The organism is Lapillicoccus sp. (genome assembly GCF_036559105.1).
Lineage (GTDB): Bacteria > Actinomycetota > Actinomycetes > Actinomycetales > Dermatophilaceae > Lapillicoccus.
In genome coordinates, this window is sequence record NZ_DATBTV010000153.1 from 26,112 (window position 1) to 40,777 (window position 14,666).

At 71.2% G+C, this 14,666-nt stretch carries 15 protein-coding genes; 11 read left to right on the forward strand and 4 right to left on the reverse strand.

The window, feature by feature from the left end:
- The first annotated feature begins 2 nt into the window (after positions 1–2).
- The 5 genes from atpA (at position 3) to VIG79_RS18390 (ending at position 5,059) form a co-directional block, all read left to right on the forward strand.
- Entirely contained in the window at positions 3–1,652 is a 1,650-nt protein-coding gene (atpA, locus tag VIG79_RS18370; RefSeq protein ID WP_331888280.1) for a F0F1 ATP synthase subunit alpha, read from the forward strand.
- 91 nt (positions 1,653–1,743) lie between these two features.
- Positions 1,744–2,649 carry a F0F1 ATP synthase subunit gamma gene (locus VIG79_RS18375; RefSeq protein WP_331888281.1) on the forward strand — a complete coding sequence of 302 codons (906 nt, stop codon included), beginning with the start codon at positions 1,744–1,746 and terminating at the stop codon, positions 2,647–2,649.
- A 36-nt stretch (positions 2,650–2,685) separates the two neighbouring features.
- A complete protein-coding gene (gene atpD / locus VIG79_RS18380) occupies positions 2,686–4,143 on the forward strand; it encodes a F0F1 ATP synthase subunit beta (protein ID WP_331888283.1) in 1,458 nt (485 codons plus the stop codon).
- Positions 4,144–4,325: 182 nt separating this feature from the next.
- Positions 4,326–4,592, forward strand: coding sequence for a F0F1 ATP synthase subunit epsilon (locus tag VIG79_RS18385; protein ID WP_331888285.1), 267 nt, complete (start codon positions 4,326–4,328; stop codon positions 4,590–4,592).
- A 26-nt stretch (positions 4,593–4,618) separates the two neighbouring features.
- Complete coding sequence (locus VIG79_RS18390; protein ID WP_331888286.1) at positions 4,619–5,059, forward strand: DUF2550 family protein; 441 nt, start codon at positions 4,619–4,621, stop codon at positions 5,057–5,059.
- Positions 5,060–5,068: 9 nt separating this feature from the next.
- Here the strand turns inward: VIG79_RS18390 and VIG79_RS18395 are convergent, their stop codons facing one another.
- Positions 5,069–5,701: a cob(I)yrinic acid a,c-diamide adenosyltransferase gene (locus tag VIG79_RS18395; RefSeq protein WP_331888288.1), complete on the reverse strand. Its 633-nt coding sequence runs from the start codon at positions 5,699–5,701 to the stop codon at positions 5,069–5,071.
- A 73-nt stretch (positions 5,702–5,774) separates the two neighbouring features.
- On the opposite strand from VIG79_RS18395, the gene murA reads away from it, so the two are divergent.
- From murA to VIG79_RS18410, 3 genes are all read left to right on the forward strand, one after another.
- Complete coding sequence (gene murA, locus VIG79_RS18400; RefSeq protein WP_331888290.1) at positions 5,775–7,058, forward strand: UDP-N-acetylglucosamine 1-carboxyvinyltransferase; 1,284 nt, start codon at positions 5,775–5,777, stop codon at positions 7,056–7,058.
- Positions 7,059–7,300: 242 nt separating this feature from the next.
- Positions 7,301–7,669, forward strand: a complete 369-nt coding sequence (locus VIG79_RS18405) for an STAS domain-containing protein (RefSeq protein WP_331888292.1) — start codon at positions 7,301–7,303, stop codon at positions 7,667–7,669.
- 108 nt (positions 7,670–7,777) lie between these two features.
- The gene (locus VIG79_RS18410) at positions 7,778–9,763 is read left to right on the forward strand and encodes a protein meaA (RefSeq protein WP_331888353.1); all 1,986 of its coding nucleotides are present in this window, start codon (positions 7,778–7,780) and stop codon (positions 9,761–9,763) included.
- Here VIG79_RS18410 and VIG79_RS18415 read toward each other — a convergent pair.
- Positions 9,756–11,354 carry a gamma-glutamyltransferase gene (locus VIG79_RS18415; RefSeq protein WP_331888294.1) on the reverse strand — a complete coding sequence of 533 codons (1,599 nt, stop codon included), beginning with the start codon at positions 11,352–11,354 and terminating at the stop codon, positions 9,756–9,758. The genes VIG79_RS18410 and VIG79_RS18415 overlap by 8 nt on opposite strands.
- A gap of 46 nt (positions 11,355–11,400) precedes the next feature.
- Between VIG79_RS18415 and VIG79_RS18420 the strand changes: the two genes are divergently transcribed.
- Positions 11,401–11,934: a pyridoxamine 5'-phosphate oxidase family protein gene (locus VIG79_RS18420; protein WP_331888296.1), complete on the forward strand. Its 534-nt coding sequence runs from the start codon at positions 11,401–11,403 to the stop codon at positions 11,932–11,934.
- A 21-nt stretch (positions 11,935–11,955) separates the two neighbouring features.
- Positions 11,956–12,612, forward strand: a complete 657-nt coding sequence (locus tag VIG79_RS18425; RefSeq protein ID WP_331888298.1) for a histidine phosphatase family protein — start codon at positions 11,956–11,958, stop codon at positions 12,610–12,612.
- 9 nt (positions 12,613–12,621) lie between these two features.
- Here VIG79_RS18425 and nucS read toward each other — a convergent pair whose 3' ends face one another.
- On the reverse strand, positions 12,622–13,317 hold the full coding sequence (gene nucS / locus VIG79_RS18430; RefSeq protein WP_331888300.1) for an endonuclease NucS: 696 nt from the start codon (positions 13,315–13,317) through the stop codon (positions 12,622–12,624).
- 67 nt (positions 13,318–13,384) lie between these two features.
- Positions 13,385–13,588, reverse strand: coding sequence for a hypothetical protein (locus VIG79_RS18435; protein WP_331888302.1), 204 nt, complete (start codon positions 13,586–13,588; stop codon positions 13,385–13,387).
- Positions 13,589–13,705: 117 nt separating this feature from the next.
- Here VIG79_RS18435 and VIG79_RS18440 point away from each other — a divergent pair, with 117 nt between their 5' ends.
- Positions 13,706–14,653, forward strand: a complete 948-nt coding sequence (locus VIG79_RS18440) for a 3-hydroxybutyryl-CoA dehydrogenase (RefSeq protein WP_331888304.1) — start codon at positions 13,706–13,708, stop codon at positions 14,651–14,653.
- The last annotated feature ends 13 nt before the right edge of the window (positions 14,654–14,666 follow it).

Sequence of the window (14,666 nt, forward strand, 5' to 3'; positions counted from 1 at the left end):
CCATGACGGAGCTTTCGATCCGTCCGGAGGAGATCCGGGACGCGCTGGACACCTTCGTCCAGTCCTACGAGCCGGGTGCCGCCTCCCGCGAAGAGGTCGGCCGCGTCATCGACGCCGGTGACGGCATCGCTCACGTCGAGGGCCTGCCCTCGGCGATGACGAACGAGCTGCTGCGGTTCTCCGACGGCACCCTCGGCATCGCGCTGAACCTCGACGTGGCCGACATCGGTGTCGTCGTTCTCGGCGACTTCAGCGGCATCGACGAGGGCCAGGAGGTGACCCGGACTGGCGAGGTGCTCTCCGTGCCCGTCGGCGACAACTTCCTGGGCCGCGTCATCGACCCGCTCGGCGAGCCCATCGACGGCTTGGGGCCGATCGAGGCGGAGACTCGTCGCGCGCTCGAGCTGCAGGCGCCCACCGTCGTGCAACGCCAGTCGGTGCACGAGCCGATGCAGACCGGCCTCAAGGCGGTCGACGCGATGACGCCGATCGGCCGTGGCCAGCGCCAGCTCATCATCGGCGACCGGCAGACCGGCAAGTCCCAGATCGCGGTCGACACGATCATCAACCAGAAGCGCAACTGGGAGTCGGGCGACCCCAAGCAGCAGGTGCGCTGCATCTACGTCGCGATCGGCCAGAAGGGCTCGACCATCGCGGGCGTCAAGGGCACGCTCGAAGAGGCCGGCGCGATGGAGTACACGACCATCGTCGCGGCCCCGGCCTCCGACGCGGCCGGGTTCAAGTACCTCGCGCCCTACACCGGCTCGGCCATCGGCCAGCACTGGATGTACCAGGGCATGCACGTGCTCATCGTCTTCGACGACCTCAGCAAGCAGGCCGAGGCCTACCGTGCTGTGTCGCTGCTGCTGCGCCGCCCCCCGGGCCGCGAGGCCTACCCCGGCGACGTCTTCTACCTGCACAGCCGGCTGCTCGAGCGCTGCGCCAAGCTGTCCGACGAGCTCGGAGCCGGGTCGATGACCGGCCTGCCCATCATCGAGACCAAGGCGGGCGACGTGTCGGCCTACATCCCGACCAACGTCATCTCGATCACCGACGGTCAGATCTACCTCCAGTCGGACCTGTTCAACGCCAACGTCCGCCCGGCCATCGACGTCGGTGTCTCGGTCTCCCGGGTCGGCGGCAACGCCCAGATCAAGGCGATGAAGGACGTCGCCGGCCGGCTCAAGCTGGACCTCGCGCAGTTCCGGGCCATGGAGGCGTTCGCGATGTTCGCCTCCGACCTCGACCCGGCGTCGCGGGCCCAGCTGGCGCGTGGCGCTCGCCTGGTCGAGCTGCTCAAGCAGAAGCAGAGCAGCCCGTTCCCCGTCGAGGAGCAGGTCGTCAGCGTCTGGGCCGGCACGACCGGCAAGCTCGACAAGATCAAGGTCGAGGACGTCCGCACCTTCGAGGAGGACTTCCTCGGCTTCCTCCACCACAAGTACCAGGGCGTGCTCGACGGGATCCGGGAGACCGGCAAGCTCGACGACGACGCGAGGGACACCCTGGACAAGGCGATCACCGAGTTCGGCAAGGAGTTCGCCTCGGAGGAGCCGGTCGACGACCGGCGCACCGACGTGGGCACCGAGGCGGAGGCCGAGGACCTCGACGCCGGCTCGGTGGACCAGGAGCAGATCAAGCGGCAGCGACGCTGAACCCTTCGGGGAGCTCGGGGCGGAGCCCCGAGGGTTGGCATCCCAACGGTTCTGACCGACACCAGACGAGACACGAGAGAGAGGCGGCGACATGGGAGCGCAGATGCGGGTCTACCGCCAGCGCGTCCGGACCGTCCAGGCGACCAAGAAGATCACCCGGGCGATGGAGCTCATCGCTGCGTCGCGGGTGGTCAAGGCGCGCCAGCGGGTGCTCGCATCGGCGCCGTACACTCACGCGCTGACCCGGGCGCTGTCCGCCCTGGCGACGTACTCCAACGAGGACCACCCGCTCACCACCGAGCGGGAGAAGGTGCGTCGCGCCGGTGTCGTCATCATCGCGGGCGACCGGGGCCTCTCGGGGGCCTACAACGCGTCGGTGCTCAAGGAGAGCGAGCAGCTGGTCCGCAAGCTCCGCGAGGAGGACAAGGAGCTCGTCGTCTACCTCGTGGGCAACCGCGCGATGAACTTCTACAAGTTCCGTCGGCGCGAGTATGCGCAAGCCTGGGGTGGGTTCTCCGACCAGCCGACGCACGACGCGGCCAAGGAGATCGGCGAGCGGATCGTCACGGACTTCCTCAAGGACTACGACGAGGGCGGGACCGAGGAGGTCCACGTCGTCTACACGCGGTTCAGCTCGATGGTCGTGCAGGAGCCGCGCGCGCTGCGTCTGCTGCCCATCGAGATCGTCGACGAGGACGAGGACGACGCGCCGGCGAACAACGAGGTGCTGCCACTCTACGAGTTCGAGCCGAGCATCGGCCGGGTTCTCGACGAGGTCCTGCCCAAGTACGTCACGGCCCGGATCTGGACCTGTCTGCTCGGTGCGGCGGCCTCGCAGCTCGCCGCCCAGCAACGGGCGATGAAGTCGGCGACCGACAACGCCGACGCGCTCATCAAGACCTACACCCGGTTGGCGAACCAGGCCCGCCAGGCCGAGATCACCCAGGAGATCAGCGAGATCGTCGGCGGCGCCGACGCGCTGGCCGTCAAGAAGTAGCTTCAGTACCCCTCCGCCGGAGAGAAGGAACGACACATGACCGCAACCGCCACCGACGAGCGCCAGGAGACCCAGCCCGGCGCCACCGGACGGGTCGCCCGCATCACCGGCCCCGTCGTCGACATCGAGTTCCCGGCCGACGGGATCCCGGAGCAGTACAACTTGCTGACCACGCAGGTCGAGCTCGGCGGCGAGACGTCGAACGTCAACCTCGAGGTCGCCCAGCACATCGGCGACAACATGGTCCGCGCCATCTCGCTGCAGCCGACCGACGGCCTGGTCCGCGGAGCGGCGGTGCTCGACTCCGGCGGCCCGATCACTGTGCCCGTCGGCGACGTCACCCTCGGCCGGGTGTTCAACACCACCGGTGTCTGCCTCAACCTCGAGGAGGGCGAGACCCTCGACGTCAAGGAGCGGTGGGGCATCCACCGGTCGGCTCCGGCCTTCGACCAGCTCGAGTCCAAGACGCAGATGTTCGAGACGGGGATCAAGGTCATCGACCTGCTGACCCCCTACGTGCAGGGCGGCAAGATCGGCCTGTTCGGCGGCGCCGGCGTGGGCAAGACGGTGCTGATCCAGGAGATGATCGCCCGCGTCGCGCGCGACCACGGCGGTGTGTCCGTGTTCGCCGGCGTGGGGGAGCGGACCCGTGAGGGCAACGACCTCATCGCGGAGATGGAGGAGGCCGGCGTCCTCGGCCAGACGGCGCTCGTCTTCGGTCAGATGGACGAGCCGCCGGGCACCCGCCTGCGCGTGGCCCTCTCGGCGCTGACGATGGCGGAGTACTTCCGCGACGTGCAGGGCCAGGACGTGCTCCTCTTCATCGACAACATCTTCCGGTTCACCCAGGCGGGCTCCGAGGTGTCGACGCTGCTCGGCCGGATGCCGTCCGCCGTGGGGTACCAGCCGACCCTCGCCGACGAGATGGGCGTGCTCCAGGAGCGGATCACCTCGACCCGTGGGCACTCGATCACCTCGATGCAGGCGATCTACGTGCCGGCCGACGACTACACCGACCCGGCACCGGCGACGACGTTCGCCCACCTCGACGCGACCACCGAGCTCTCCCGCGAGATCGCCTCGCTCGGCATCTACCCCGCGGTCGACCCGCTGGCCTCGACGTCCCGGATCCTCGACCCGCGGTACATCTCCGAGGCGCACTACAACACCGCGGTCCGGATCAAGCAGATCCTCCAGAAGAACAAGGAGCTGCAGGACATCATCGCGATCCTCGGTATCGACGAGCTGTCGGAAGAGGACAAGATCCTCGTCAACCGGGCCCGCCGCATCCAGCGGTTCCTCTCACAGAACACCTACGTGGCCAAGCAGTTCACCGGCCTCGAGGGATCCACGGTTCCGATGGACGAGTGCATCGAGGCGTTCACCAAGATCGCCGACGGCGACTACGACCACGTGGCCGAGCAGGCGTTCTTCATGTGCGGTGGCCTCGACGACGTCGAGCGCCAGTGGGCGGAGATCCAGAAGAACCTCTGACCCTCGGCAGTGGTCGACGCGGAAGTTCGCACCCCCGCGCAGGGGTGCAGACTTCCGCGTTGAACGTCTCGGCGGCGCGGCCCGCGTGCCGTGGACAGGGCGGCCGGAACGACCTCCCACGGCGGTTAGACTGCGGGGAAACGCCGGACCGCCCCGTCAGGCAGCACGAACCGGAGGACATCGTGAGCTCACTGCAGGTCGAACTCGTCGCGGCCGACCGCCGGGTCTGGACCGGCGAGGCCACCATGGTCCGCGCCCGCTCCGTCGACGGTGAGCTCGGGATCCTGCCCGGACACACTCCGCTGCTCGGGGTCCTCGTGGCCGGCGACGTCGTCATCCACGGCGAGGGTGGCGAGCAGACGACGACCATCGACAGCGGGTTCATCTCCGTCGAGCACGACCGCGTGACCATCATCGCGGAGTCGGTAGGCGCCGCCGGTCAGAGCTGACCGGCCCGCGTCTGCCGCATACGCCCATGCCGACCGCACTCCTCTCCGTCGAGATCGCGGTCGTTGTGGTGCTCGTCCTCCTGGCGGTCTTCCTCGCCACGACGTATGCGCGTCGGCGGGTGATCTCCCGCGGCGCCATCCTCTTCGTCCCCTGCGGCTGGCGGCCCAACCGCCGCAACCGGTGGCGTCTGGGCCACCTACGGCTCGGGAACACCCGGCTGGAGTGGTTCAGCCTGCTCGGCGTGTCCTCGCGGCCCCAGCGCGGCTGGGACCGCGTCAGTGTCGACCTCGAGTCTCCGCGTGCTGTCCGACGTTCTGACGTCATCGACTTCATGCCCGACGCCGTCCCCGTGCCGTGCACCGACAACGGGGTGACCTTCGAGCTGGCCCTCACGCCGGGCGCCTACACCGCGCTGCGGTCCTGGTCCGAGGCGTCGCCGCCGGGGTCCACCGCCAACGTGGCGTAGACAACTCGACTAGGTCCGGCGCGGCCGCTCGGGCTTCTCCACCCGGCCGCCCCCCGGCTGCCACAGCACGTCCCCGCCCCGCTCGACGTTGGCGACCCGGGCGAGGATGAACAGCAGGTCGGAGAGGCGGTTGAGGTACGTCGCCGTCAGCCGGTTGACCCCGCCGACGCCTTTCTCGGTGCCCGGCTGGTCGCCGTGGGCAGCGATCGCGGCCCAGGCGCTGCGCTCGGCCCTCCGCACGATCGTCGTGGCGACGTGCAGGTATGCGGCGCCCGGGCTCCCGCCGGGAAGGATGAACGAGCGCAGCGGCTCGACCCGCTCGAGGTAGCGGTCGCAGTCGGCCTCGAGGTCGTCCACCCAGGGCTCGGCGACCCGCAGCGGCGGGTACTCGTACGACGCCTGGAGGGGGTTGCACAGGTCCGCCCCGACGTCGAACAGCTCGTTCTGGACCCGGGTCAGCGTCGCGGCGACCTCCTCGCCGAGGTCGCCGGCGGCGAGGGCGACGCCGATCTGGGCGTTCGCCTCGTTGGTGTCGGCGTAGGCGGCCAGGCGCGGGTCGTTCTTCGACGTCCGGCTGAAGTCACCGAGCGACGTGGTGCCGTCGTCGCCGGTGCGTGTGTAGATCCGCGTGAGGTTGACCATGGGCCAAGCGTGCCACCCGTTCTCGGAGCGACGCGACGGGCCGCCGCACCCCCGCGGTCGCTACGGTTGGCGGGTGCGGGAACGGTTCCGGGTCTCCGGCGGCGCCAGCCTCCGGGGACAGGTCCGCGTCGTCGGAGCCAAGAACAGCGCGCTGAAGCTGATGGCCGGCACGTTGCTCGCCGTGGGGCGCACCCGACTCACCAACGTCCCGAACATCGTCGACGTGACGATCATGGCCGAGCTGCTCCGGCGGCTGGGCTGCGACGTCGACTGGCGGCCGGAGGACGGTGTCGTCGAGATCGGCGTCCCCGAGCGCATCGGGCACCGGGCCGACTACGAGCTGGTCCGTGCGCTGCGGGCCTCCATCTGTGTCCTCGGACCCCTCATCGCGCGCGTCGGCGAGGCGGACGTCGCGGTGCCCGGCGGCGACGCCATCGGCTCGCGCGGCCTCGATCTGCACGCCGAGGGCCTCGAGGCCCTGGGCGCGAAGGTCCACGTCGCCCACGGGTACCTCATCGCCGCAGCCCCCCAGGGGCTGCACGGCGCGAGCGTGCACCTGGAGTTCCCGAGCGTCGGGGCCACCGAGAACGTCCTCATGGCCTCGGTGCTCGCCACCGGGCACACCCGTATCGAGAACGCCGCCCGCGAGCCGGAGATCGCCGACATCGCCGAGTTCCTCGTCTCCATGGGCGCCCACGTGAGCGGGGCCGGTACGTCGACCATCGAGATCGACGGCGTCGACGCGCTCCACGCGACGGAGTACCACGTCGTGCCCGACCGCATCGCCGCCGGCAGCTGGGCGTTCGCGGCGGCGACGACGCGCGGGGACGTGGAGGTCGTCGGTGGCCGGGCCGAGCATCTGGAGATCTCGCTCGACCTGCTGGCCGGCGCCGGGTCGACCGTGACCGTGACGCCCGACGGGTTCCGGGTGGTCGGTCCTCAGGGCCGCCCGTGCTCGGTGGACGTCGCGACGTTGCCCTACCCCGGGTTCCCGACCGACCTGCAGCCGTTCGCCCTGACCTACAACGCGGTCGCGGACGGCAGCGCCATGATCACCGAGAATCTGTTCGAGGCCCGGTTCCGGACGGTCCAGGAGCTGGCCCGGCTCGGAGCCGACGCCCGGATCGACGGCCACCACGTCATGGTCCACGGCGTTCCGCTGCTGTCGGGGGCGCCGGTCGAGGCCAGCGACATCCGCGCCGGCGCAGCGCTCGTCGTCGCGGGTCTCGTCGCGGACGGGGTGACCACGGTGAGTGGCGCCCACCACGTCGACCGGGGGTACGACCGGTTCGAGCGGCAGCTCCAGGGGCTCGGCGCCGACGTTGTCCGCGAGCCCGACGACGACCTCTACGGCTGAGCCGCTCCACCGGATCGTCACGCATTCGTCACACGAGAGCGTGCGTGTCATGGCGTTTGCCCGCGGTGGCTGGCCGTAGCGTCGTTGGTACCGAACCACCGTTCCACCAGCGCACGTATCACCCGTCGAGGACCGCACTCCTGCGAAGTAGTCCGGATCGTTACCGCCGGACTCGCGTGCGCGCGGTGTCGCACATGAGTGAATGAGGCCCACACGGGCCGGGGGCCCACAAGGGGGACCAGATGGCACTGCAGCCGACAGCGACCGTACCGGTTCGCGTCCTCGACTCCGCCCGGGGCCAGGAGGTCGTGATCGACGGACGCATCGACGTCCGCTCGGCGGCTGATCTGCGCCTCGCTCTCCACGCCGCGATCGACGACGGCGTCGGCGACCTGTTCCTCCACCTCGGCGATGTCGAGATCGGGGACGCGACCGGGCTCGGCGTCCTGCTCGAGTCCCACCGCCGCGCCCGCCGCGAGGGTCGTCGCCTCGTGCTCGCCAGCATCACCCCCCGCACCGCCCGGCTGTTGCGCGCCGCTCGCCTGCACCGCGTCTTCCACCTGGACGTGGCGGCCGACCGGCCGGCCACTGTGGCGCCTCTCACCGCCTGAGGACCTGCCCGGGCGGGTTACCCGCCGGTACCGTCCATCGGTATGCCGGACGACGTCGCCTCCTCGCACACCGAGGCGCGCCGCCGAGAGCCTGACCGGCCGTGGGTCATGCGCACGTACGCCGGTCACTCCAGCGCCGCGGCCAGCAACGCGCTCTACCGGACCAACCTGGCCAAGGGCCAGACCGGCCTGTCGGTCGCCTTCGACCTGCCCACTCAGACCGGTTACGACCCGGACCACCCACTCGCCCGCGGCGAGGTGGGCAAGGTCGGGGTCCCCATCAGCCACGTCGGCGACCTGCGGGCGCTCTTCGAGGGGATCCCGCTCACCGGGATGAACACCTCAATGACGATCAACACGACGGCCATGTGGCTGCTCGCGCTCTACCAGGTCACCGCCGAGGAGCAGGGCGCCCCCGTCGCGGGGCTGGCCGGCACGACCCAGAACGACATCATCAAGGAGTACCTCTCGCGCGGGACCTACGTGTTCCCGCCCGGTCCGTCGCTGCGGCTGATCACCGACATGGTCGCCTACACGGTCCGCGAGATGCCGCGCTGGAACCCGATCAACGTCTGCAGCTACCACCTGCAGGAAGCGGGCGCAACGCCGGTGCAGGAGATCGCGTATGCGATGTCGACGGCGGTCGCCGTGCTCGATGCGGTGCGTGACTCGGGCCAGGTCGACCCCGCGGACTTGGGCGAGGTGGTCGGCCGGATCTCGTTCTTCGTCAACGCGGGCGTGCGGTTCGTCGAGGAGATGTGCAAGCTGCGCGCCTTCGCGCAGCTCTGGGACGAGCTGACGTCGATGCGCTACGGAGTGACCGACCCGAAGCTGCGTCGGTTCCGCTACGGCGCGCAGGTCAACTCGCTAGGCCTGACCGAGGCCCAGCCGGAGAACAACGTGCAACGGATCGTCCTGGAGATGCTCGGCGTGACGCTGTCGCGCGACGTCCGGGCTCGCGCGGTGCAGCTGCCGGCGTGGAACGAGGCGCTCGGGCTGCCGCGGCCGTGGGACCAGCAGTGGTCGCTGCGGCTCCAGCAGGTGCTGGCCTACGAGTCGGACCTCCTCGAGTACGAGGATCTCTTCACGGGGTCAGTGGTGGTCGAGGCGAAGGTGGCCGAGCTGGTCGAGGGTGCACGGACGGAGATGGCCCGAGTGGCCGACCTCGGTGGCGCGGTCGCCGCGGTCGAGTCCGGCTACATGAAGTCCGCACTGGTGGCCTCGCACGCCGCCCGCCGGGGCCGGATCGAGTCGGGCGACGAGGTCGTCGTCGGTCTCAACCGGTTCACCACGACCGAACCGAGCCCGCTCACGGCCGACCTGGGCTCGGCGATCCAGGCCGTCGACGCCGACGTGGAGGAGGCTGCGGTGGCGGCCGTGCGCCGCTGGCGGGCGGAGCGCGACGCGGACCCGGCCCGGCGCATACGGGCGGAGCGAGCGCTCGAGCGGCTGCGAGCCGAGGCTGCGAGCGCGACCAACCTCGTCCCCGCGACCCTGGAGTGCGCCCGCGCCGGTCTGACGACGGGGGAGTGGGCCGGAGCGCTGCGGGAGGTGTTCGGGGAGTTCCGGGCCCCGACCGGGGTCTCGTCGACGGTGGCTCCGCGTGAGGCAGCGGGCGACCTCGCGGCGGTGCGGAGCGAGGTGGCGCGGACCAGCGCCGAGGTCGGCCGCCGGTTGCGGGTGCTGGTCGGCAAGCCCGGCCTCGACGGGCACAGCAACGGCGCCGAGCAGATCGCGGTCCGGGCGCGCGACGCGGGGTTCGAGGTGGTCTACCAGGGGATCCGGCTGACTCCGGCTGAGATCGTCGCGGCCGCGGTGGCCGAGGACGTGCACCTGGTCGGGCTGTCGATCCTGTCCGGGTCGCACCTCTCGCTGGTTCCCGACGTGCTGGACGGTCTGCGTGCGGCGGGCGCCGGCCACGTGCCGGTCGTCATCGGCGGGATCGTCCCGGAGGCCGACGCGGCGGTGCTGCTCGACCTGGGGGTAGCGGCGGTGTTCACGCCGAAGGACTTCGCGATCACCGACATCATGGGCGACTTCGTCCGGCTCATCCGTGCGGCCCACGGCCTCGACGCCGCGGTTCCGGTCAGCTGACGCCGGTCGCGGACTCCCGGCGCGAGTCTGCGGCGGCGCCGAGCGTGCCGTCGTCGCGACGGTAGGCGGCCGCAACACCACCGAAGAACATCGAGCGGCGCGGGTGGACCACCGCCTCGAGCCCCGCTTCCTGGACCGCCGTCACCAGATCGTCGTCGTCCTCGACCTGGACCACGGTCACGGGTTCGTCCAGCGGCAGCGCGGTCTCGTCGCCGGCGTCCGCCGCGGCCGCACTCGGGTCGGCGAACTCGCCGCGGAACGTCACGTGGATCCGGGCCCGGTCGATCGCCTCGGCCAGGTCGAGACCATCGAGGCAGAACCGGCCGAGCACCTGCATCAGGGCGGTCGTGATCCGGTCGGCGCCGGGTGACCCGATCGCGAGCACCTGTCCCACGCCCGACGGCGGACCGGCGGCCCGGCCCACGGTCGGCGACATGTTGGAGGCCAGCCGCGTCCCCGGGACGAGGGCGTGGAGCCCGAGCCGGTTGAGCTCCGGTTCGCCGAGACAGTTGTTGAGCATCAGCCCGGTACCCGGCACCGTCGCCCCCGAGCCGTACCCGGCGGACGCCGTGATGGCGCAGGCCGTCCCGGCCGCGTCGACGACCGACACGTGGGCGGTCGAGCCGGACGTCGGCAGCCCCATCAGCCCGTGGCGCTCCACGAGGGCCAGCAGGTCGTACCCGTCCTTCTCCAGGTCGCGCGAGAAGTCGTGGACGCCGAGACGGTGGCTGAGGACCCGTTGCTGGATCTCGAGAATGTCGTCCACCTCGACCCGGCCGCGACGCACCAGCTCCCCGAGCATGACGGCGAGGACGGGGCCGCCGATCGACGGTGGCGCGTTGGTGGCGAGGTCCCAGCTCCCGGCGCGGAGCCGGAGCGGGTCGCGGACGACGGGGCGGTATGCGGCGAGGTCAGCCCGGGTGACGAGGCCGCCGCGGTCCTCCTGGTCCGCGGCGAGGGCAGCGGCCAGGTCGCCGGTGAACAGGTCGCCGGCGCCGGCGTCTCCGATCCGGTCGAGGGCGGCCGCGAGGTTCGGGTCGACGATCTTCTCGCCGGCCACCTTCGGCTCGCCCCCAGAGTGCAGCAGGAGCGCCGCCGTCTGAGGATCCCAGGCGAACAGCGAGTCGCCGGTGATCGCGAGGTAGCTCGCGGCCGCCGCCCCGAGGGGGAAGCCTTGGCGGGCAGCGTTGGCGGCCGGCGCGACGACCTCGCGCCAAGGAACCCGGCCGTGCCGCTCGTGAGCGAGGCCGAGACCGCTGATGGCGCCGGGCGTCGCGACGCTGCCCGGACCCGCATACACGGTGATCCCGCCGCCGTAGGACATGGAGAACTCGACGAGCCCCTCACCGAACCGCTCCGCCGGCAGTCCTCGGCCCGGCATCTCGACATTGGCGTCGATGACCTCGGGGTCGCCGTCGTGCGGCCAGACCGCGACGAACCCGCCACCGAGCGGGGAGACCACACCCGGCTCGGTGCACATCGCCACGAGCATCGCGGCGACCGCGGCGTCCACGGCGGTGCCGCCGGCCTCGACGACATCCAGGCCCGCTCGGACGGCGAGGGAGTTCGGTGCGGCGACGGCAGCGGTCACGAACCCGATTCTGCCGCGTGTCGGTGGCCAGCGGTTGACTGGACCGATGAAGGAGACGGACGAGGAGCTGACGGCGCTCCAGACCCTGCTGGACCGGTCGCACGCGGGGGCGAGCGACCACCTGAAGAGCATTATCGACGACGGACGCACCCTGTCGGCCCGCGAGATCGCCGGGTTGATGACCGGTATGCGGGTGATGAGCTTCGCCACGGTCACCGCTCGGGGCGAACCGCGGGTCAGTGCGCTGGACGGACACTTCCTGCACGGGCACTGGACGTTGAGCACGTTGCGGACGTCGCCCAAGGGTCGGCAGCTGGTGGCCAACCCCGCGGTCAGCGCGGCATGCATCGAGGGGGAGGAGGTCGCGGTGTTCACCCACGGCCACGCGGTGGTGCTGGAGGGTGACGAGCTGGCCGAGGTCGACGCGCACTGGACCGCCCACTACGGCTCGTCACCGCTGTCGTGGGGTGACGTCGTGTTCTTCCGGCTCGAGCCGACGTGGATGGTCGGGTATGTGGCTAACCGCGCTGAGGTGCTCGCGAAGCGCGGCGTCGAGGAGGAGGCCCGGCCGCTGGCGTGAGCCCGGGCATACGGTGAGGTCGTGAGCGACCTGCAGTGCCCGGCCCGCTTCCTCGTCGCGCGGCACGGTGAGGCGACGTACGCCCATCCGGAGCTGCTCAGCGACGAGGGCGGCCGCTTGACGGACCTCGGCAAGGAGCAGGCCGCCGGTCTCGCCGACCGGCTGCGCGGTGAGCGGGTGGCGGCGGTCTACACCAGCCGGCTGGCCCGAGCTCGGGAGACGGGCGCAGTCGTGGGTGACCGGCTCGGCCTCACGGCAGCCACCGTCGAGGGCGTGCAGGAGTTCTCGGTGGGGTCGCTGGCGGGGACGCCGGCCATGGGCCCGGACGCGCGAGAGGTGTTCGTGGCGTGGGTGAACGGTCAGCTCGACCGGCGGTGGCCCGGGGCCGAGACGGGGTCCGAGGTGGTGGCCCGGTTCGTCGCGTCCGTCGAGGCGCTCGCCGACCGCCACCGCGGCGAGACGGTCCTCGTCGTGAGCCACGGGGGAGTGATGACCCTCGCGATCCCGAACACCGCGGAGAACGTCCGGCCCGAGCTGGCCCTTGACGCCATGATCCCGAACTGCGCCATGGCCGAGGTCGAGGTCGACGCGGACGGCTGGCGGCTGGTGGGGCCGTGGCCGGGCCGGCGCTTCGAGGAGCCGGAGCCCGACGTGGGCGCTCCGGGCGCGGCCGACTAGTACGGGCCGTCAGAACAGGCGGGCACCGACGTCGTCGATCCCGCGCAGCGCGTCGTAGTCGAGGACTACGCAGCGAATCCCCCTGTCCTCGGCCAGGACTCGGGCCTGCGGCTTGATCTCCTGCGCCGCGAACACGCCGACGACCGGCGCGAGGTGGGGGTCGCGGTTCATCAGCTCGAGGTAGCGGGTGAGCTGCTCGACCCCGTCGATCTCGCCACGCCGCTTGATCTCGATCGCGACGTGCTGCCGCGAGTGGTCGCGGGCGAGGATGTCGACCGGCCCGATCGCCGTCATGTGCTCGCGGCGGACCAGGCTCCACCCGTCGCCCAGGGTGTGGATGTGCTCAGCGAGGAGCTTCTGGAGGTGCGCCTCGACCCCGTCCTTGACCAGCCCGGGGTCGATCCCGAGGTCGTGGTGGGAGTCGTGGAGCACCTCGTGCAGGCATACCCGGAGCCGGTCCTCCGACTTGGTGTGCTGGACGAGCCACACCTGCGTGACGCCGTCGGTGGCCTCCTCTTGTGTCGGCGGCACCTCGGCCATCGCGCAGGGCGGGGACATCCAGTTCAGCGGCTTGTAGGAGCCGCCGTCGCTGTGGACGAGGACCGACCCGTCCGCCTTGACCATGAGGAGGCGGGTCGCGAGCGGGAGATGTGCGGTCAGCCGGCCGTCGTAGTCGACGTGGCACCGGGCGATGACGAGACGCACCCGGGAAGACTAGGTCACCCCACGAAGTTCTCCGCTCCGATACGTCGCGGGGAACCGACCGCTCCGGTCAGCGGGCGTTCTCGTCCTCGGGGAGCGGGAGTGCGGCCATGAGGCTCGGCGGGACCGGGCTGGGGCGCCGCGGCTCGCGGACCCCGGCGCGGCCGCCGCCCTCGTCCGGACCCGGGTCCTGGGTCCAGCCCTGCAGGGTCAGCACTGCGACGCGGCGTCGTTGGCGGAAGACTCTCGGTGGGCGCAGACCGGCTCTGGGCACGTACCCCATGGTCTCCGAACCGGCGCGCCTCGTCCAGTCCACCGCCGGTACGAGTGTGAGCACCGTCGCGTCCGCCATCCCTACCCACCGGTAGCCCCGGCTGCCACCCTTGCCGACATGGTCGACAGAGCGGCTAGGGACTTCGCTCGGGTGGGCGTCATCGGACTGGGGACGATGGGCGCGGGCATCGTCGAGGTGGTGGCCCGGACCGGGCTGGACGTCGTCGCGGTCGAGGTCGACCATGCTGGCACGGCCCGGGGCCGGGAGGCGCTGGAGCACTCGACGGCGAGGGCGGTCGAGCGCGGGAAGCTCACGCCCGACGAGGCCGCGGCCGTGCACGCGCGGGTCCGGTATGCGACGTCGCTGGACGCCGTGGCCGGCTGCGGACTGGTGGTCGAGGCGGTTCCCGAGCACCTGGAGCTCAAGAAGGACATCTTCGCGGCCCTGGACCGGCTCGTCGGTCCCGAGACCGTGCTCGCGACCAACACCTCCTCGCTGTCGGTGACCGAGATCGCCGTGGCCACGGCGAACCCGCGGCGGGTGGTCGGGCTGCACTTCTTCAACCCGGCACCCGTGCTGTCGTTCGTCGAGGTGATCCGGACCGTCGTCACCGACGAGGGGGTCGTGAGTGACGTCGTCGAGCTGGCCCGTCAGCTCGGCAAGCAGCCCGTCGTCGTCGGCGACAAGGCCGGGTTCATCGCCAACGCGCTGCTGTTCGGGTACCTCAACCACGCGGTGTCGATGTACGAGACCCGGTATGCGTCGCGCGAGGACGTCGACGCGGCGATGCGGCTGGGGTGCGGGCTGCCGATGGGCCCGCTGGCCCTCATGGACCTCATCGGGCTCGACACCGCATACGAGATCCTCGACACGATGTACCGGCAGGGTCGCGACCGGCTGCACGCCCCGAGCCCGCTCATCAAGCAGATGGTCTCCGCGGGGCTGCGCGGCCGGAAGACCGGTCGCGGCTTCTACACGTACGCAGAACCGGGCTCGTCCGCGGTGGTGCCGGACGCGCTGACGCCGAGCGCGTCGGTGTGGGGGGCCGGTCGGTGCGGCCGGTGACGCGCGTCGGCGT

Bases quoted from the DNA above. Each gene is read 5' to 3' on its own strand.
- atpD (WP_331888283.1), top strand. From the start codon at position 2,686: ATGACCGCAACCGCCACCGACGAGCGCCAGGAGACCCAGCCCGGCGCC.
- VIG79_RS18395 (WP_331888288.1), bottom strand. From the start codon at position 5,701: ATGGTCAACCTCACGCGGATCTACACACGCACCGGCGACGACGGCACC.
- VIG79_RS18375 (WP_331888281.1), top strand. From the start codon at position 1,744: ATGGGAGCGCAGATGCGGGTCTACCGCCAGCGCGTCCGGACCGTCCAG.
- VIG79_RS18405 (WP_331888292.1), top strand. From the start codon at position 7,301: ATGGCACTGCAGCCGACAGCGACCGTACCGGTTCGCGTCCTCGACTCC.
- VIG79_RS18420 (WP_331888296.1), top strand. From the start codon at position 11,401: ATGAAGGAGACGGACGAGGAGCTGACGGCGCTCCAGACCCTGCTGGAC.
- VIG79_RS18440 (WP_331888304.1), top strand. From the start codon at position 13,706: ATGGTCGACAGAGCGGCTAGGGACTTCGCTCGGGTGGGCGTCATCGGA.
- atpA (WP_331888280.1), top strand. From the start codon at position 3: ATGACGGAGCTTTCGATCCGTCCGGAGGAGATCCGGGACGCGCTGGAC.
- VIG79_RS18390 (WP_331888286.1), top strand. From the start codon at position 4,619: ATGCCGACCGCACTCCTCTCCGTCGAGATCGCGGTCGTTGTGGTGCTC.
- VIG79_RS18410 (WP_331888353.1), top strand. From the start codon at position 7,778: ATGCGCACGTACGCCGGTCACTCCAGCGCCGCGGCCAGCAACGCGCTC.